The sequence below is a fragment of the Microbacterium sp. Root280D1 genome, assembly GCF_001428975.1.
In the GTDB taxonomy this organism is placed as follows: Bacteria; Actinomycetota; Actinomycetes; order Actinomycetales; family Microbacteriaceae; genus Microbacterium.
Map to the genome: position 1 here is coordinate 770,741 of NZ_LMJK01000002.1, position 17,606 is coordinate 788,346.

At 67.3% G+C, this 17,606-nt stretch carries 18 protein-coding genes and 1 tRNA gene; 4 read left to right on the forward strand and 15 right to left on the reverse strand.

The annotated features are described in order from the left end of the window. Positions 1 to 312: 312 nt before the first annotated feature. From ASE34_RS17575 to ASE34_RS09930, 4 genes are read right to left on the reverse strand one after another with little or no spacing between them, the layout of a single operon-like run. Entirely contained in the window at positions 313 to 1,422 is a 1,110-nt protein-coding gene (locus ASE34_RS17575; RefSeq protein ID WP_082586589.1) for a GNAT family N-acetyltransferase, read from the reverse strand. 34 nt (positions 1,423 to 1,456) lie between these two features. Continuing rightward, the gene (locus ASE34_RS09920) at positions 1,457 to 1,789 is read right to left on the reverse strand and encodes an ArsR/SmtB family transcription factor (RefSeq protein WP_056278754.1); all 333 of its coding nucleotides are present in this window, start codon (positions 1,787 to 1,789) and stop codon (positions 1,457 to 1,459) included. Positions 1,790 to 1,816: 27 nt separating this feature from the next. Beyond that, positions 1,817 to 2,362, reverse strand: a complete 546-nt coding sequence (locus ASE34_RS09925; protein WP_230100795.1) for a GNAT family N-acetyltransferase — start codon at positions 2,360 to 2,362, stop codon at positions 1,817 to 1,819. Between the two features lie 15 nt (positions 2,363 to 2,377). Further along, positions 2,378 to 2,746 (reverse strand): VOC family protein, encoded by a 369-nt coding sequence (locus ASE34_RS09930; RefSeq protein WP_056278755.1) that lies wholly within the window; start codon positions 2,744 to 2,746, stop codon positions 2,378 to 2,380. A 96-nt stretch (positions 2,747 to 2,842) separates the two neighbouring features. Between ASE34_RS09930 and ASE34_RS09935 the strand changes: the two genes are divergently transcribed. Both ASE34_RS09935 and ASE34_RS17805 read left to right on the forward strand, forming a co-directional pair. After that, positions 2,843 to 4,168 carry an MFS transporter gene (locus ASE34_RS09935; RefSeq protein ID WP_053096080.1) on the forward strand — a complete coding sequence of 442 codons (1,326 nt, stop codon included), beginning with the start codon at positions 2,843 to 2,845 and terminating at the stop codon, positions 4,166 to 4,168. Positions 4,169 to 4,247: 79 nt separating this feature from the next. Beyond that, complete coding sequence (locus ASE34_RS17805) at positions 4,248 to 4,397, forward strand: hypothetical protein (protein WP_157538187.1); 150 nt, start codon at positions 4,248 to 4,250, stop codon at positions 4,395 to 4,397. Positions 4,398 to 4,413: 16 nt separating this feature from the next. On the opposite strand, the gene ASE34_RS09940 is transcribed toward ASE34_RS17805, so the two are convergent. The 6 genes from ASE34_RS09940 to polA form a co-directional block, all read right to left on the reverse strand. Next, positions 4,414 to 5,169: a formylglycine-generating enzyme family protein gene (locus tag ASE34_RS09940; RefSeq protein ID WP_230100794.1), complete on the reverse strand. Its 756-nt coding sequence runs from the start codon at positions 5,167 to 5,169 to the stop codon at positions 4,414 to 4,416. Next, complete coding sequence (locus ASE34_RS09945) at positions 5,166 to 5,924, reverse strand: SGNH/GDSL hydrolase family protein (RefSeq protein ID WP_056278756.1); 759 nt, start codon at positions 5,922 to 5,924, stop codon at positions 5,166 to 5,168. The genes ASE34_RS09940 and ASE34_RS09945 overlap by 4 nt, the downstream gene beginning before the upstream one ends. A 37-nt stretch (positions 5,925 to 5,961) precedes the next feature. Continuing rightward, positions 5,962 to 7,314, reverse strand: coding sequence for an MFS transporter (locus tag ASE34_RS09950; RefSeq protein WP_056278757.1), 1,353 nt, complete (start codon positions 7,312 to 7,314; stop codon positions 5,962 to 5,964). A 42-nt stretch (positions 7,315 to 7,356) separates the two neighbouring features. After that, positions 7,357 to 8,391, reverse strand: a complete 1,035-nt coding sequence (locus tag ASE34_RS09955) for an LLM class flavin-dependent oxidoreductase (protein WP_056278758.1) — start codon at positions 8,389 to 8,391, stop codon at positions 7,357 to 7,359. Between the two features lie 53 nt (positions 8,392 to 8,444). Then, positions 8,445 to 10,121: a DUF885 domain-containing protein gene (locus tag ASE34_RS09960; protein ID WP_053096084.1), complete on the reverse strand. Its 1,677-nt coding sequence runs from the start codon at positions 10,119 to 10,121 to the stop codon at positions 8,445 to 8,447. Between the two features lie 102 nt (positions 10,122 to 10,223). Next, positions 10,224 to 12,857 carry a DNA polymerase I gene (polA, locus tag ASE34_RS09965; protein WP_056278759.1) on the reverse strand — a complete coding sequence of 878 codons (2,634 nt, stop codon included), beginning with the start codon at positions 12,855 to 12,857 and terminating at the stop codon, positions 10,224 to 10,226. A 45-nt stretch (positions 12,858 to 12,902) separates the two neighbouring features. Between polA and ASE34_RS09970 the strand changes: the two genes are divergently transcribed. Continuing rightward, positions 12,903 to 13,331 carry a hotdog fold thioesterase gene (locus tag ASE34_RS09970; protein WP_056278760.1) on the forward strand — a complete coding sequence of 143 codons (429 nt, stop codon included), beginning with the start codon at positions 12,903 to 12,905 and terminating at the stop codon, positions 13,329 to 13,331. On the opposite strand, the gene ASE34_RS09975 is transcribed toward ASE34_RS09970, so the two are convergent. Beyond that, the gene (locus tag ASE34_RS09975; RefSeq protein ID WP_056278761.1) at positions 13,306 to 13,869 is read right to left on the reverse strand and encodes a GNAT family N-acetyltransferase; all 564 of its coding nucleotides are present in this window, start codon (positions 13,867 to 13,869) and stop codon (positions 13,306 to 13,308) included. The two genes, ASE34_RS09970 and ASE34_RS09975, sit on opposite strands and share 26 nt — an antisense overlap. A 3-nt stretch (positions 13,870 to 13,872) precedes the next feature. Then, the gene (locus ASE34_RS09980) at positions 13,873 to 14,493 is read right to left on the reverse strand and encodes an ANTAR domain-containing response regulator (protein ID WP_042536652.1); all 621 of its coding nucleotides are present in this window, start codon (positions 14,491 to 14,493) and stop codon (positions 13,873 to 13,875) included. A 101-nt stretch (positions 14,494 to 14,594) separates the two neighbouring features. On the opposite strand from ASE34_RS09980, the gene ASE34_RS09985 reads away from it, so the two are divergent. Further along, positions 14,595 to 14,677: transfer RNA gene (locus ASE34_RS09985), tRNA-Leu, on the forward strand. Positions 14,678 to 14,693: 16 nt separating this feature from the next. Here the strand turns inward: ASE34_RS09985 and ASE34_RS09990 are convergent. From ASE34_RS09990 to pyk, 3 genes are all read right to left on the reverse strand, one after another. Further along, complete coding sequence (locus ASE34_RS09990; protein ID WP_157538189.1) at positions 14,694 to 15,236, reverse strand: hypothetical protein; 543 nt, start codon at positions 15,234 to 15,236, stop codon at positions 14,694 to 14,696. Between the two features lie 73 nt (positions 15,237 to 15,309). After that, positions 15,310 to 15,969: an esterase/lipase family protein gene (locus tag ASE34_RS09995; RefSeq protein ID WP_230100793.1), complete on the reverse strand. Its 660-nt coding sequence runs from the start codon at positions 15,967 to 15,969 to the stop codon at positions 15,310 to 15,312. A 136-nt stretch (positions 15,970 to 16,105) separates the two neighbouring features. Then, the gene (pyk, locus tag ASE34_RS10000; RefSeq protein ID WP_053096089.1) at positions 16,106 to 17,557 is read right to left on the reverse strand and encodes a pyruvate kinase; all 1,452 of its coding nucleotides are present in this window, start codon (positions 17,555 to 17,557) and stop codon (positions 16,106 to 16,108) included. Between the last annotated feature and the right edge of the window lie 49 nt (positions 17,558 to 17,606).

The window sequence follows — 17,606 nt, forward strand, 5'->3', positions numbered from 1 at the left end:
GTCAACACCGCAGCTCAACTATCCACGAGACAGCTCCGGCGCACCCACCTGGGCGCTCCGTATGCAGAGCCGATGACGGGTATACAGCAGCTGAGCCTCACCCTCTGATGCCGCGCAACAGGTCGCGCTGAGTTGCGTGATGTCCGCGAAGCATCATCGTTCCTTTCGTCGATACCCGCGACGTCACATGGCGAGTGTGCGCTCGTCAGCTCCGCTTACCGTCCCCCGGTCTGATGCCGCCCGCATAATAGCGAGCCTGATAATGCTCCTCCCCAGTAGAGGGAGAAGCGCCCTCTCCCGGAGGCCTGAGCGTCACCAGGGCGTACCCCTCAGATCGACGTCCCCCGGCGGCCATCGCGAGTCAGATGCGTCGTAGATGAGTATGGGAGCTCCGAAGGGCTCGGTCGTGTCGGAACCGTCGGCGATCGATATGTGACGTTCTTGCGCGCGGATCCGCCTCCAGCCGGTGCTCTCATAGAAAGGCACGACCGCCTCACGGCATCCGAGGTACCCGAAGTCGACCAGCGCGTCGTCCCGCATCGCCTGCTGGGCACGCGCCATCACCCGTCGCCCGACCCCACTGCCGCGCCAGTCGGAATGCACGAGGACTCCCCCGGTTCCGGCGACGACGATCTCGTGGCCGCCTGCACTGATCGTGCGTCGCTGAAAGCCGACATGCGCGATCACGATCCGGCCGATCGACAGCATCACATGAACATGCGCCGGCGAATACCCGTACGGGCGGTCAGGATTCCAGGCGCCGTGCGTCACGCGGTACTCGGAGTCGAAGAGTTTGCCGAGCGCTGACAACTGCGATGTGGAAAGATCCTGATGCTCGACGAGCTCGGTGCGTTCGATCGGGGTGTGCTCGGTCCCGAGGTCGCGGACCGTGATGAGGGTGCGACCGTGCTCGCTGACGCGGCCCGATCGGCCCGAATCCACGAACCCCAGCTTGTCGAGCACGCGACGCGAACTCACGTTCCACTCCCAGACTCCCGCCCACGCACGGCGATAGCCCGCTTCGGCAGCCCACCGCAGGACCGCCGTCGCGGCCTCCGTGGCATATCCGCGATTGTGCACGGCCTGGAGGAGCTCGAACGCTACCTCGGGCTCCTCATCGTTGCCGTTCGCGTCGAAGACGAGCCCGCAGTATCCGTAAACCTCCCCTGACACCGCGTCCTCCACTGTGAGCAGGCTCGATCGCTCCGAGGCCGGATCGGTGATGTGCGCGGCGATGTCGGACGCCGTCGGGTGTCCGGCTGCGTCCAGCTTCCGGTGCGCCGGCACGCGCTCATCCCGCTCGGTCCAGAGCGTGTGGAAGACGGTCGCATCGGTGGCGGTCTGCGGCCGAAGGATCAGGCGCGCCGTCCGCAGGCGACCAGAAAGGGGTCTTGCGCCCGCTCGGCCGGATGTGTTCGTCACGGGGCCTCGGGGTTCTCGGCCGCCAGCGTGTCGATCATCGGGGCTCCTCCAGTCCTGCAGCGACCACTTCGAGTCGATCGGTACGGGAATCCCAGATTCGGCGCTGAGCGTCGAGCCAGTCCCCCACTGTGGCGAGTCGATCGCGGTCGAGGCTGCAGGTGCGCACGCGTCCGCGTTTGGTCGTGCGGATGAGACCATTCCCCTCCAGTGTGCGCACGTGCTTCAGGAAAGAGGGCAGCGTGATCGCGAACGACTTCGCCAACTCCCCCACGCTCGCCGGACCCGATCCGAGAATCCGGATCACTTCCCGCCGCGTCGGGTCCGCGAGCGCGAGGAACACTCCGTTCACGTCGTCATGGTTAGCCATAGAGCAAAGTATTCTGCACCTGGACGGTTAGCGCAAGGGCAAAGTGTCGCGGTGTCGCACCATGCACACGAGGGCCTCGCGATCCTCCCAGGATTCGACACGCAGGAAGTCCCGGGATTCATACAGACGGATCGCCGCATCACGCCAATGCCAGACGGACAGCCGGACAGGGGAACCCGCGACCTCCAGGGCGGCATCGAGCAGAGCACCGCCGACGCCTCGTCCCCGCACGCTCGGATCCGTCCAGAACCTCTTGACCTCTGCTTCTCCGGCGACCGGCCGGATGACGACCACTCCCACGGGCTGATCGTCCAGCTCTGCGATGAGCACAACGCACCCGGCGTACGCCAGAGCGGGGTCATCAGCCTCCTGCCTGTAATGCGGCGGCAGCGTGCCGGGCGGGGATGGCACTGCGAGCCCGTGCTCCCGCTTCTCGTCCTCGGTCTGGAGGAGGTACGTCCGCACGAGATGGGTCACCGCAACCGCGTCGGAACCGTGCAGGTTCGTCCGCCGGATGCGGACAGAGGCGCGCTCGGGGCGTATGAGTGTGTCGAGATCAGGCTGTTCGGTCACAGGTTCATTCTGCCCTCAGCGTGAGGACCAGACGCCGAGCTCGTTGCCGCTGGGGTCGAGGAAGTGCAGGCGGCGGCCGCCCGGGAACTCGTACGGACCTTGCACGACCGCACCGCCGGCCTCGGTGATCGCCGCCTGGGTGGCATCCAGATCGTCGGAGTACAACAGCACGAGAGGGCCACCGGGCGGGCGTCCCTGATCGGAGAGGAGCAGCCCGCCGACCTCGGATCCGTCGCCTGTGAGTGACGCGATGCCTGCATAGGCGGGACCGTAGTCGACGAAGACCCAGCCGAAGGCGTCGCGGTAGAACCGCTTCGCCGTCTCGAGATCATTGACGACGAGTTCGACGTAGTTGATGGCGTGGTGCACGGGTGCGGGTGTCATGCGGCCACGCTAGCGACAGCATCCGACATGCGCCAGACAACCGAGAGGGCGGGCTGCGCGACAGGGGAGGTCGCGACCAGGAGTACCGTGGGAGGAGTGCATCAGGTTCCCCGCTCCCCCGTGACCGCCCCGGGATGGAGAGCCTGGCTCATCTGGGGTGTCGGCGTCGCGGCGTACGTCCTGGCGATCACGAACCGCACCTCCCTCGGCGCCGTCGGGGTGGAGGCCGCGGATCGATTCCAGGCCGACGCGTCGACCCTCGCGCTGTTCGCCGTGGTCCAACTCGCCGTCTACGGCGGAATGCAGATTCCGATCGGCATCCTGCTCGACCGTTTCGGCTCGCGCCCGATCATGACGATCGGCATGCTGCTCATGGCTGCAGGTCAGCTCACCATGGCCCTCTCCCCCGGCATCGGCATCGCGATCTTCGCGCGCATCCTGCTCGGCGCCGGCGACGCGGCGATCTTCCCGGCCGTGCTGCGGCTCGTGGCGACGTGGTTCCCTGCGCAGCGCGGGCCGATCATGGTCCAGTTCACCGGCATCATCGGGCAGGCGGGACAGTTGATCGCACTCGTGCCCCTCGCCGCACTCCTGCACGCGACGACGTGGACGATCACCTTCGGCAGCATTGCGGGGCTCGGCGTGCTGTTCACCATTCTCGTCGCGCTCGTCATCCGCAATCACCCGGCGGAGCGTGGGGCCGACGTGACGGTCAACACCGACACGGGTGTCATCCGCGTCGTCACGTCGGCGATCGACACCGGTGTCGGCATCCGCGCCGCGTGGGCGCACCCCGGCACCCGCCTCGCGTTCTGGTCGCACTTCACGACACCTTTCGCGGGCACGGCGTTCATCCTCCTCTGGGGAATGCCCTTCCTGACCGCAGCGCAGGGGCTCGACACGGCGCATGCTGCGGGCATCATCTCGGTGTATGTGATCGCCGGAATGGCACTGGGCCCCATCATCGGAGACCTCTCGCGTCGGCTGCCGAATCAGCGTTCGCTCGCACTCGTCCTTCCGGCCGTCGGGGTGCAGGTCGTCGCATGGGTCGCCGTCCTCGCCCTGCCCGAACCGGCTCCGCTCTGGCTGCTCTACGTCCTCGCCGTGGCGCTCGCGACGGGAGGCCCGGCGAGCATGATCGCCTTCGACCACGCGCGCACGCACAACCCCTCGCATCGTCTCAGCACGGCCACAGGAGTGACGAATGCCGGTGGCTTCATCGCCGCTCTCATCGCGATCTTCCTCATCGGTCTCGCACTCGACCTACAGGGCGCGGGGACGCCGGAGACCTACTCGCTGGAGGCGTTCCGAGTGGCGTTCCTCATGCCCATCCCGCTGTGGATCCTCGGTGTCACCTTCATCGTGATCGAACGCAAGCGCACCCGCATCCGGATGGGGCTGGATCCTGAGCGGCGACGCTGAGGAATCCGCGGATGGTGCTCATGCCCCCGAGCTTCACCTTCTCGAACGAGGACTCGGAATCGGAATCGGAAGGATGCTCGTGCAGGGCATCGTCGATGATCTGCAGGAGACCTCGACCGTGCGGCGCATCATGCTCGCCACCAGCGATGCGGACGGCCTCTACGCGAAGTTCGGCTTCTCCGAGCCGGAGGGACCGAGCCGGTACATGATCAGGCCCATGTCGCGATGAGACGGCCTCGAGCGATTCAGCGCCCTGGGCGCCGCAACGGCGTCCAGCCGAACGGCACCGGGCCGTCGAACGCTGCTCTCTCCTGGTCGGCGCGCGTCGACCACCCCTGAGCTTCTCCCGGAGTCTCATACGCGCCGCGCGCGACTCGAAGCCCGACGTCCTCATGGTGCATGCGGGGTCCTCCCCCGCGACGCACCGAGGCGCGGACGCTCCACGAATCGTCTGCGAAGCCGCCCCCGCGGAACACGCGATAGTCGTCGTATCGCGCGGGATCCAGCAGATCCCAGCACCACTCCCACACGTTGCCGAGCATGTCGAACAGCCCGTTGAGGTTGGGCAGCTTGCCGCCGACCTCCTGGGGAGCCGACACACCGTCGGCACTCGTCCACGCGGCCTCGGCGAGAGGTGCATAGTGCGGCCCCGTCGACCCTGCCCGGCACGCGTACTCCCATTCGGCTTCAGTCGGGAGACGATAGCCCTCTCCGGTCACGTCCCAGGTGACGTCCTCGCCGTCGAATCGGTAGACCGGGTCGAATCCCTCCCACTCCGATGCGGCGTTGCAGAAGTGGATCGCGCGCAACCAGCTCAGGTCCGCGGCCGGTCGACGGGGATGGCGTGAGGAGATCGGAAGGATCTCCGCCAGCTGCTCCTCGGTGATCGGGAAGACGCCGATCTCGAAATCCTCGAGACTGACGGTGCGTTCCACCTTTCGGCGCGCATCATGCAGTGTGACCGACCCGCCCCGGATCGGTCGCATCTCGATATCGGTCACGCCTGCGGCACCCTCTCGACCCAGTCGGGGTACTTCGCGGCACGTCCGTCACCGGACGAGGTGCGCGTGACGCGTCGCCTGACCCACGGGCCGACGAACTCTCGATAGTAGGCGAGCCCCGCGGGGCCACCCGCGGTGAGGGCTGTCGGTGACCACCAGGTCGACGGAGGCTCGTAGCCCAGCCCCTGCAGCACCCGTGCGGCGACTCGGTGGTGACCGGCGGCGTTCATGTGCAGGCGGTCCTCGGACCAGTACTTCGCATCTGCCAACTCGCGGTCGGGCCAGTTCAATGCGCGCACGACATCGTCGCGCCCCTCGACGCGGCGAAGCACGGCATCCGAGAGCTGGTCGCCTCGCCGCTGCACGAGCGATCCCATCGGGAGCTGGCCGCTCGGATTCGCTCCGGAGAGGAGGATCAGGGTGACGCCTTCTTCGTCGCAGCGGCGCAGGACCCGGCTGAACGCGTCAGCGATGTGCTCGAGGTCGGTCCGCGGCCGCAGCATGTCGTTGCCTCCGCCGTTGAACGACAGGTGGGTCGGGCGCAGCGCGAGCGCCGGCTCCAGCTGCTGCTCGACGATCGGCCAAGCCAGCTTGCCGCGGATGGCGAGGTTGGCATAGCTGATCGAATGGCCGGCGGCATCGGCCCACCCCTGAGCCACGAGATCAGCCCAGCCTCGCTCGCGGCCGTCGGGCAGCACATCACCCACTCCCTCGGTGAAGGAATCTCCGATGGCCACATAGCGAACGTCTGTCACCTCGACAGCCTATTCCCGCTCGCCGACACCAGGCGCATCAGCGGTCGTCGAGCGCCATCCCGCCGCGATCGACCAGGCCCCACGCCGCCGCGGCCGCGACCACGAAGCACGCGCCGAACGCCGCGAACAGCACCGGCGCGCCCCCGGCGACGAGAACGACCGGCACCGCGAGCGGAGCGATGATGGACGCGATACGCCCCACTCCGGCGGCCCATCCCGCGCCGGTGCCGCGAAGCGAGGTCGGGTAGATCTCCGGGGTGACCGCGTACAGCGCACCCCATGCGCCCAGGTTGAAGAACGAGAGAGCCATGCCCGAGGCGATGATCGCGGCTTCGGTCGTCGACGTGCCGAAGAAGACGGCCGAGACCGCCGAGCCGATCAGGAAGACCGACAGCGTCGTGCGTCGACCCCACACCTCGATGAGCCACGCGGCGACGGCGTAACCCGGAAGCTGCGCGAGCGTGATGATGAGAGTGAAACCGAACGAGCGGACGAGATCGAAGCCTGCATCGACCAGGATGCTGGGGATCCAGATGAAGGCGCCGTAGTACGCGAAATTCACGCACAGCCAGACGACCCATAGACACAGGGTGCGCACGCGGAACTCGCCGTTCCACAGTGTCGTCAGACGAGCTCGCGTCGTCACGGCGATCGCCCGCGACATCGGCTCGCGTCTGATCGCAGGCCCCGGCTCGACACCGGCGTCGGCCTCGAACGCCGAGACGATGCGATCGGCCTCGGCGATGCGCCCGCGCGACGCGAGCCACCGAGGCGATTCCGGCAGTCCCCAGCGCACGATCAGTGCGTAGACCGCGGGGATCGCGCCGAGGGCGAACGCCCAGCGCCAGCCGGCGTCGGACGCGGGGATCACGAAGAAGCCGATCAGTGCGGCCGCCGTCCATCCCACCGCCCAGAACGCCTCGAGTATGACGATCAGTCGGCCTCTGATGCGCGCCGGCGCGAACTCGCTCACGTACGTCGACGCCACGGGAAGCTCGGCGCCGAGCCCCAGCCCCACCAGGAAGCGCAGCACGAGAAGCGCGGCGAGGCCGCTCACGAGCGCACTCGCTCCGGTGGCGATGCCGTAGATGAGCAACGTCAGAGCGAAGACCTGGCGCCGTCCGAGCCGGTCGGCGAGAAGTCCGCCCAGCGTTGCGCCGATCGCCATTCCGATGAAGCCGACGGAGGCGATCCACCCGGCATCCGCCTTCGTCAGGCCCCACTGCTGGGTGAGTGCGGCGAGGATGAACGAGATGAGTCCCACGTCCATCGCATCCAGAGCCCACCCCACGCCTGATCCTGTGAGCAGACGAAGGTGGCGGCGCGTGAACGGAAGCTCATCGAGACGCCCGGCGATGGACGCCCGGCTCGGCAGCGCGGTGTTGGCCATCCCCTCATCGTAGAGGGGAGCGCCGCGCTGCCGAGTCCCGCGTCAGTCCTGGGCGGCCAGCAGCTTGCGCACCCGAGGGATGACCTCGGACCCGTAGAGCTCGATGCTGCGCATCATCGAGTCGTGCGACAGCGTGCCGGTGGCGTACTTCATGTCGAATCGCCCGAGTCCGAGCGTCGTGACGGTGTCGGCGATCTTGGCCGCGACCCGGTCGGGAGAACCGACGTAGAGGGCACCCGCGGGACCGACGTCGTTCTGGAACCGCGCCCGGCTGTAGGGAGGCCACCCGCGCTCGCGACCGATGGTGTTGTTCATCGCCTCGAAACCGGAGTACGCGGCCTCCCACGCTTCCTCGTCGGTGTCGGCGATGTGACCAGGCGAGTGCACCGCGATCGGATGCGACGTCGTGCCGAAGGATGCGATCGAGCGGTGGTAGAGGTCGACGAACTGACGGAATCGCCCCGCAGGACCTCCGATGATCGCGAGCATCAGGCCCAGTCCGTGGCGGGCGACCCGCACGACGGATTCGGGGCTGCCGCCGACACCCACCCAGGTGCGCAGACCGTTCTCCGTCTTCGGGAAGACATTCGCGTTCTCGAGCGATGCGCGCATCGAGCCGGACCAGGTCACCGGCTCCTCCTTGAGGAGCTCGACGAAGAGGTCGAGCTTCTGCTCGAAGAGCGCGTCGTAGTCGCGGAGGTCGTATCCGAAGAGCGGGAAGGACTCGATGAACGATCCGCGCCCGAGCACGACCTCGGCGCGTCCGTTGGAGAGCGCGTCGAGTGTCGAGAACCGTTCGAAGACGCGCACCGGGTCGTCGGAGGAGAGCACGGTGACGGCGGTGCCGAGGCGGATGTTCTCTGTGCGCCCTGCGATGGTGGCGAGCACCATCTCCGGGGACGACACCGCGAACTCCTCGCGGTGGTGCTCCCCCACACCGAAGAAGTCGACACCGACGCTGTCGGCTCGCTCCGCCTGCTCGACGATGTTGCGGATCGTCTGCGCGCCGGTCAGGAGCTCGCCGTCGTCGCCTCTCGTGATGTCTCCGAAGGTGTCCAGTCCGAACTCGATGCTCATGTCAGCCCTTTCTATTCAGCTGAATGAACAGCGCACACCGGCGCGGCATTCCCTCAGCGATTCAGAAGTGCCGTGCGGAGCGTGTCGAGTCCGACCCCGCCCATGTCGAGCGCGCGCTTGTGGAACTCCTTCACATCGAAGTCCGCGCCACGCTCCGCCTGATACGCATCGCGCACCTGCTCCCAGATGCGCTGCCCGACCTTGTACGACGGAGCCTGCCCCGGCCAGCCCAGATACCGGTTGACCTCGAACTGCACGAACTGATCGGACATGTTCACGTTCTTGCGCATGAAGTCCAGGGCGTAGTCGGCATCCCACGTGCCCTGACCGTCGAGACGAGGTTTGCCGAGGTGTACGCCGATGTCGAGCACGACGCGGGCTGCGCGCATCCGCTGACCGTCGAGCATGCCGAGCCTGTCCGCCGGGTCGTCGAGGTAGCCGAGCTGCTGCATCAGACGTTCGGCGTACAGCGCCCATCCCTCGGCATGTCCCGACGTCCCTGCGAGCAGACGGCGCCAGGAGTTGAGCTCCGCGCGGTTGTAGACCGCCTGGGCGATCTGCAGGTGGTGCCCCGGGACGCCCTCGTGGTAGACGGTCGTCAGTTCCCGCCAGGTGTCGAACTCGGTGACGCCTTCGGGCACCGACCACCACATCCGGCCGGGGCGTGAGAAGTCGTCGGTGGGGCCGGTGTAGTAGATGCCGCCCTCCTGCGTCGGAGCGATCATGCACTCGAGGGTCCGGATCGCCTCCGGGATGTCGAAGTGCGTCGCGCCGAGCTCTGCGACGGCACGGTCGCTCGTCTCCTGCATCCAGCGCTGTAGAGCATCGGTGCCCACGAGCTTGCGGGACGGGTCGGCCTCGAGATGGGCGACAGCCTCTTCGACGGTGGCTCCGGGCAGGATCTCGTTCGCGATCGCGGTCTGCTCCGCGACCATGCGGGCGAGTTCTTCGCGGCCCCATTCATAGGTCTCGTCGAGGTCGATCGTCGCGCCGAGGAAACGTCGCGAGTTGAGCGCGTAGAGTTCTCGGCCGACGGCGTCCGTCTCAGTCGCTGCCGGTGCCAGCTCGTCAGCGAGGAAGCTGCGGAGCTCGTCGTAGGCGACCCGAGCGGCGGCCGAGTTGTCGGCCAGAGTACGGGCGAGCGATGCGGGGAGATTGCCTTCCTGAGGCGCTGCCTCGGCGACGAATGCAGCGAAGAATCCGTCGTCGGCGGTATAGCGATCGATCTGCGTCGCGACTTCCACGACCTGACGGCGTGCGGGGGTCACTCCGGCGGCGATGCCTGCACGAAGGGTCTCGGTGTAGCCCCGGAGCGCATCAGGGACCGCGGCGAGGCGGGTGGCGATGACGCTCCAGTCGTCCGCCGTCGCGGTGGGCATCAGGTCGAAGGCCGACCGTACGTCCTGCGCCGCCGACGCGATGACGTTCAGGTCGCGCAGGTGCCAGTCGGCATCGTGCAGTTCGAGGTCGAGACTCAGCTCGGCAGCCAGATCGGTCTTGGTGACCTCATCGATCGCGTCCACGGGTTCGAGCGCTTCGAGCGCGGCGAGGGTCGAACGAGTCGCTCGCACGATCTCCTCGTGCCCCTCGGGGCTCAGGTCGCCGAAACGGTCGTTGACGTCGTCCCGGCCGATGTAAGTGCCGAGCGTCGGAGCGAGCACCGCGATGGTGTCGACCCACTCATCGGCGACTCTGTCGATGGCAGACGGTGTGCGAGAGGAAGAGGTCATCCCTCCAGCGTAGCCCTGCGCCCCGGCGCAGGATATTGGTACCCGTCGCCGGCGCTGCCGGCCCTCGCGGTCGCATCCGTCGTCACGGACGCGCGGTCGGAATCAGTGCGCCGCCTCGTTCCAGTCCTGCCCGCGCCCGACCTGCACGTCGAGCGGCACGGTGAGATCCGCCGCATCGCCCATGCGAGTCCGAACGATCCGCTCGGCCGCGTCCCACTCCCCCGGTGCGACCTCGACGACGAGTTCGTCGTGGATCTGCAGCAGCGCACGCGAGGCGAGTCCCTCCGACCTGAGGTCTTCGTGGATGTGCAGCAGCGCGATCTTCATGATGTCGGCCGCGCTGCCCTGGATCGGTGCGTTGAGCGCCGCGCGCTCGGCGTTCTCGCGCAGCACGCGGTTGGGGCTCGCGAGGTCGGGGAAGGGTCGCCGCCGCCCGAAGATGGTCTCGGTGTAGCCGACCTCTTTGGCCTTCATGACAGATGCCCGGAGGTAGTCGCGTACCGCTCCGAACCGCGCGAAGTACTCGACCATCAGCTGCTTCGCCTCGGACTGCTCGATGCGGAGCTGCTTCGACAGGCCGAACGCGGAGAGACCGTAGACGAGGCCGTAGGACATCGCCTTCACCTTCGTGCGCATCGCGGACGTCACCTCGCTCGGTTCGACCCCGAACACTCGCGCGCCGACGAAGCGGTGGAGGTCCTCACCGCTGTTGAACGCCTCGATGAGGCCTTCGTCGCCGGACAGATGGGCCATGATGCGCATCTCGATCTGCGAGTAGTCGGCGGTGAGCAGCGACTCGTACCCCTCTCCCACCTGGAACGCGCTGCGGATGCGACGCGACTCCTCGGTGCGCACCGGGATGTTCTGCAGGTTCGGGTCTGTGCTCGACAGGCGCCCGGTCTGGCTTCCGGTCTGCACATACGTCGTGTGCACACGGTGATCGGTTCCGATCGCGGTGTCGAGCGACTCGATGATCTGACGGAGCTTCGTGGCCTCACGGTGCTGCAGCAGCAGACCGAGGAACGGATGCGGATGCGACTCCTGGAGATCGGCGAGCACCGCAGCATCCGTGGAGTATCCGGTCTTCGTCTTGCGGGTCTTGGGCAGCTGCAGGTCGTCGAACAGCACCTCCTGGAGCTGCTTCGGAGATCCGAGATTGAATTCGCGACCGACGATCCCGAACGCCTCCTGTGCGAGGCGGTCGGCGCGCGTCGCCAGCTCGCCCGAGAACGTCGAGAGGACGTCGTGCGACACCGCGACTCCCGCGACCTCCATGTCGGCCAGGGTGAGCAGGGTCGGAAGCTCGATGTCGGTGAGCACAGCGGCGACCGACTCGGGGATGTCGTCACGCAGAGCCGTGGCGACGCGGAGCGCGAACCAGGCCTCCTGCGATGGGGTGGCGCCCTCGGTCTCCGGCACGAGCTGCGAGGGATCCGCTTCGGGGAGCTTCTCTCCGAGATAGCGTTCGACGAGGTCGGACAGGGTCTTGTCGGGGAAGCTCGGTCGCAGCAGCCAGCCGGCGAGACTGGTGTCGTAAGCGAGTCCCTGGAGCCGGATGCCGAGGCGCAGCAGCGCCTTCACCTGGGGCTTCGCATCATGCAGCACCTTGGGGCGCGTCGACTCGAGCCACGGTCTCAGCACCTCGATGTCGTCATCGTTCCAGTCGAGTTCGCGGAGCTCGCTCGCGGTCGCGGCGCCGAGACGCGTCGGTGCCCCGCCCTGCACGACGATACGCAGTGCGACGTCGTCCGTCTGCGCGTCGGCCCAGCTGACGAACTCGGCTGCGGTGACCTGAGTCGGTTCGGGCAGCACCACCGTCGCGGCCGGATCGTCGGCGACCTCGCCGGCGCCGACTGCTTCGAAGACACGGGGCAGCAGGGTGCGGAACTCGAGGCGGGCGAAGATGTCGCGCACGGCCTGAGCGTCGATCGGGGCGACCGCGAGGTCGTCGGGAGCGACGGGAAGCTCGACGTCGCGCAGCAGTCGGTTGAGCCGACGGTTACGGCGCACGTCCTCGATGTGATCGCGCAGGTTGCCGCCCACGACCCCCTTGATCTCACCGGCTCGCTCGAGCAGGTCGTCGAGCGAACCGAACTGCGTCAGCCACTTGACGGCGGTCTTCTCCCCCACCTTGGGCACGCCGGGGAGATTGTCGCTCGTCTCGCCCACGAGAGCCGCGATGTCGGGATACTGCTCGGGCCGCACTCCGTAGCGTTCCTGCACGGTCACCGGGTCGTAGCGCTTGAGCTGCGAGACGCCCTGCACGGACGGGTACAGCAGCGTGACGTCGTCGGTGACCAGCTGGATCGTGTCACGGTCTCCGGAGACCACCAGGACGTCGTATCCCTGCTCCGCGCCCTGCGTCGAGAGCGTCGCGAGGATGTCGTCGGCCTCGAAGCCCTCTTTGGTGAGCACGGGGATCGACATCGCCGCGAGGCAGTCCTGCAGCAGCGGGATCTGACCCCGGAACTCCTGCGGGGACTCCGACCGCGTCGCCTTGTATTCGGGATACTGATCGGTGCGGAACGAATGACGGGAGGTGTCGAACGCGATCGCCATGTGCGTCGGCTGCTCGGCCTTGATGAGGTTCACCAGCATCGACAGGAAGCCGTAGATGGCGTTCGTGTGCTGATTGTCCTTCGTCGTGAAGTTCTCGACCGGGAGGGCGAAGAAGGCACGATAGGCGAGCGAATGGCCGTCGACGACCATGAGGGTAGGCTTTGCGGAGTCCGTCACCCTGTCAGCCTAACGAGGACGACAGACACCCGCTGAGGAGGAACCATGAGCGACACTGCCACCAGTGCAGGACTCGACTGGGCGACAGCCCGCGGAATGGGTGCTCTCGCTCAGAAGATGGGCATGGAGTTCCTCGAGTTCACCACCGAGCGATGCGTCGCGACGCTCCCGGTCGAGGGGAACACACAGCCCGTCGGCCTCATGCACGGCGGTGCCTACGTGGTTCTCGGCGAGTCGCTCGGCTCGATGGCGGCGAACCTGCACGCGGGCCCGGGCCGACTCGCGGTCGGGGTGGACATCAACGCCACCCACACGCGCTCCGCCACGTCGGGTGTCGTGACGGGCGTCTGCACACCCGTCCATCTCGGCCGCAGCATCACCGTGCACGAGATCGTCGTGACCGACGATCAGGGGCGTCGTTGCTCGACCATCCGGATCACCAACATGATCAAGGACGCTCCCGCGGCAGGCTGAGCGGCTCGACCAGCAGCAACTGGAACAGCAGGTGATCCTGCCACTCCCCCGCGATGCGCAGGTACTGCGGCGCGATGCCGATGCGCTCGAAGCCGTTGTCGGCGAGCACACGCTGTGAACCAGAGTTGTGCAGGAGGGTCGCTGCCTGCAGCCTGTGCAGCTGCACCTCCTCGCGGGCGTACTCGGCGACCCGGTGGACGCCGCGGGAAGCGAGTCCCCGCCGCAGACGCGTCCTGTCGACCCAGTAGCCCAGGTCCGCATTCCAGAAAGCCCCGCGGACGATGTTGTTGAGGTTGATCCTTCCGCGGATCTCACCATCGGACGACTCGATCACGAACCGGATGTTCCGACCGGCCGACGCTTCGATGACGCACTGCTCCGCATGGAACTCCTGCCACTCCGGAGTGAAGAACTCCGGAGCCCTGAGCGGTTCCCACGGCGCGAGATGGTCGCGATTCGCGGAGTACGCTCTCGCGAGGGCCGCGCCGTCGCCGGTCCGGACCGGACGCAGAACATGCTCTGCGTCGAGTGGAAGCAAAGGCTACTTCTTCGGAGCGAGCTGCTCGATGATCGCCTTCGCCACGTCCTGCATCGTCAGACGGCGGTCCATCGATGCCTTCTGGATCCAGCGGAACGCCTCGGGCTCGGAAAGGCCCATCTTCTCGTTGAGCAGTCCCTTGGCGCGGTCGACGAGCTTGCGGGTCTCGAAGCGCTCGACCATGTCGGCGACCTCGGCCTCGAGCGTGATGATCTGCTCGTGGCGAGCGAGAGCGATCTCGATGGCGGGCAGCAGGTCGTTCGGCGTGAACGGCTTGACCACATAGGCCAGGGCGCCGGCCTCGCTGGCCCGTTCGACGAGTTCCTTCTGGCTGAATGCCGTGAGGAGGACGACGGGTGCGATGTTGCCCTTGTGCAGCTTCTCGGCGGCGCTGATGCCATCGAGCTGCGGCATCTTGACGTCCATGATGACGAGATCGGGGCGCAGCTCGGTCGCCAGCGCCACGGCGGTCTCTCCGTCGCCGGCCTCGCCGACGACATCGAAGCCGTTGTCGCGGAGGATCTCGACGATGTCGAGACGGATCAGCGACTCGTCCTCGGCGACGACGACGCGTCGGGGTGCGGATGACGTGGGCTGCTCGGCTGCCTGTTCTTGCTCGGTCACAGATCCATCCTAGTGGAGAGCGCCTCTGAGGTCCCCCGATGCCGCGGCGCGTGAGGATCGACACTGATCCGCTGCGCTAAAGTCGAAGACGCGACACACGAGCCGGCGTGGCGGAATGGCAGACGCGGAGCACTCAAAATGCTTTGTCCGAAAGGGCGTGTGGGTTCGAGTCCCACCGCCGGCACATCAGAGAACAGCCCTCAGACGAGTGACCAGATCTCATCGTCGATGAGGAGGTAGCGATCCAGTACGGGCCGCATGGCCGCGTGCAGTTCGCGCTCCGCGACGGCAGGATGCTCTGCGAGCACGACCCGTGTCGGCACCGCCGCACGGATGATCACGTCGAGGTTCTCGTCGGAGGCGTCCACCGGGGCTCCGTCACGCAGCACGGGCATGTAGGTGCCGCCACCGTAGATGCGGGCTCCGTCGTCCGCCGCGATCGTCTCGGCGATGCGCGTCTGCGCGAGCGGCACCGGCACGCACGCGATCGCGTCGCACGTTCGGAATCGACGCTTGAGGCGGTATCGGACCCCGATGCTGCCGGGCTTCGACGACGTCATCGGATCAGCCATCACCGCAGCAGGGTCGGCCGGGGCCTCGGAACGACCCGCACCGGGCACGCCGCACGGCGGCCGGGCGCTGTCGAGGCGCGCGTCCGTGGCGGGTTCGATGGTCGCTTCATCCATGGGCACGGCGCCCGCGTGGTCTGTCACGGCGTGCGCCAGCACCAGAGTATCCGTCATGCGCTGAGAATCCGTCATGTCGCGGCGCCGACCGGTCCCGAGACGGTGCCCGCGGGCGCCGAGGCCGAGCGGCTCAGGGTTCGGAGAGAGACGCGACCTCGCCGAGGACGCGAGGATCCGCGAGGATCCGGAAGTGCCCGCCTGTGTCGAGCCGGACGTTCCGGCGCGCACCCGGCAGTTCGCTGCCCTCGGGGATATGCGGATCGAAGGTGGCGTACACCGATACGATCCGTTCGTTCACGTCCTGATGCCGAGCGAGCTCCACGATCGAGGGATGCGAGGGGGCGAAGGCCCACAGGGACGGGACAGGGAGTATCCGTGCGTACCGGGAACCGCCGAAGGGAGTCGCGACCGCCAACATGGCGCGTACTCGAGTCCCCGCCGGGCCGGCCATCGCGAGCTTCCCCGCGAGTCCGCCCTTGCTGTGCGCGACGAGCAGCACGTCGGACAGGTCCGCGCGCTCGAGGAAGGCCGTCACGACCCGCGCTGCATCCCGCACGGGACGCTGATTGCGTCTCAGGGCATCGACCACGTAGATCGGATGGCCGCGATCATGCAGGGCCGTGATCAGCGGTTGCATGAAGCGCCATGTCTCGTAGACCCCGGGAAGGATGACGATCGGAGCAGCATGGCCCCCGGCGAACGAAGACGGATCGCGGCGGTCGAAGGCCGAGCGCACCTGCCAGTAGGCGGCATAGGCGTAGTCCGCGATCCACCAGCGGGCCCGTCTCACGAGATCGATGATGTCCCCTCCCCTGGTGGCCGCGCCGCATCCGTCACGCCAGACGATACCAACCGCCAGGACTCCCCGGCGACGGATACGACGAAGGGGCGGAACCGTGGCTCCGCCCCTTCGCCTCTTGCCTGGATCAGACCGTGGCTTCCTTGTAGATCGGAGCCGCGCCGTTCACGGCGTCTCCGACCTTGTGCACGCGGATGTCGTTGGTCGAGCCGACGATTCCGGGAGGGGAACCGGAGATCACGACGACCTTGTCACCCTCGACGGCGAGTCCGCTGCTGAGCAGATAGTCGTCGACCTGCAGATACATCAGGTCCGTGTGCTGGACCATGTCGACGAGCTTCGAGCGGATGCCCCAGGTGAGCGCCATGCGACGGCGGATGCTCGGCTCGGGTGTGAACGCGATCATCGGGATACGCGAGCGCAGACGCGAGAGACGACGCGCCGAGTCACCGGACTGGGTGAACACGCAGAGGAACTTCGCGTCGACGAACTCGGCCACCTCGAGAGCGGCGAGAGTGATCGCACCACCCTGCGTGCGCGGCTTGTTCGTCAGCGGGGCGATGCGCTCGAGTCCGTGCTCTTCGGTGGACTCGATGATGCGAGCCATCGTCTCGACGACGACGACCGGGTAGTCACCCACGCTGGTCTCGCCCGAGAGCATCACGGCATCCGCGCCGTCGAGCACGGCGTTGGCGACGTCGGAGGTCTCGGCGCGCGTCGGCACCGGGCTGTTGATCATCGACTCGAGCATCTGAGTGGCGACGATGACGGGCTTCGCGTTGCGGCGTGCCAGTTCGACAGCGCGCTTCTGGACGATCGGCACGGCCTCCAGAGGCAGCTCGACCCCGAGGTCGCCACGGGCGACCATGATCGCGTCGAACGCGTCGACGATCTCCTCGAGAGCGTCGACGGCCTGCGGCTTCTCGACCTTGGCGATGACGGGGACCTTGACGCCCTCCTCTGCCATGATCTCGTGCACGCGGCTGACGTCTTCGGCGTTGCGGACGAACGACAGGGCGATGAGGTCGGCGCCGATGCGCAGGCCCCAACGGAGGTCGTCCTCGTCCTTCTCGCTGAGCGCGGGGACGTTGACGGCGACGCCGGGCAGGTTGATGCCCTTGTTGTTCGAGACGGCGCCCGCGACGATCACGCGCGTCGTGACGGTGACTCCGTCGGTCTCGACGACCTCGACGCGGACCTTGCCGTCGTCGATAAGCAGGAAGTCGCCCGGCTTGACGTCGTTGGGCAGGCCCTTGAACGTCGTGCCCGAGATCTCCTTGTTGCCGATGATGTCTTCGGTCGTGATCTTGAAGATGTCGCCTTCGGCGAGCTCGTAGGGACCGTTCTCGAACTTGCCGAGACGGATCTTCGGCCCCTGAAGGTCGACGAGGATGGCGACGGCGCGGCCCGCATCGTCGGCAGCGCGACGGACGTTGGCGTAGTTGTTCTCGTGCACGGAGTAGTCACCGTGGCTGAGGTTCAGACGGGCGACGTCCACTCCGGCGTCGATGAGTGCACGCACGGTCTCGTACGTGGAGGTGGCGGGGCCCAGGGTGGCGACGATTTTCGCGCGTCTCAAAGATTGCTCCAGGGTAGTGGGGGATGGAAATCAGGCGACGGTGCCGCCG

Coding starts and splice junctions, on each gene's coding strand:
- ASE34_RS09920 (WP_056278754.1), bottom strand. CDS start 1,789: ATGGCTAACCATGACGACGTGAACGGAGTGTTCCTCGCGCTCGCGGAC.
- ASE34_RS09930 (WP_056278755.1), bottom strand. CDS start 2,746: ATGACACCCGCACCCGTGCACCACGCCATCAACTACGTCGAACTCGTC.
- ASE34_RS09950 (WP_056278757.1), bottom strand. CDS start 7,314: ATGGCCAACACCGCGCTGCCGAGCCGGGCGTCCATCGCCGGGCGTCTC.
- ASE34_RS09955 (WP_056278758.1), bottom strand. CDS start 8,391: ATGAGCATCGAGTTCGGACTGGACACCTTCGGAGACATCACGAGAGGC.
- ASE34_RS09960 (WP_053096084.1), bottom strand. CDS start 10,121: ATGACCTCTTCCTCTCGCACACCGTCTGCCATCGACAGAGTCGCCGAT.
- ASE34_RS09970 (WP_056278760.1), top strand. CDS start 12,903: ATGAGCGACACTGCCACCAGTGCAGGACTCGACTGGGCGACAGCCCGC.
- ASE34_RS09990 (WP_157538189.1), bottom strand. CDS start 15,236: ATGACGGATACTCTGGTGCTGGCGCACGCCGTGACAGACCACGCGGGC.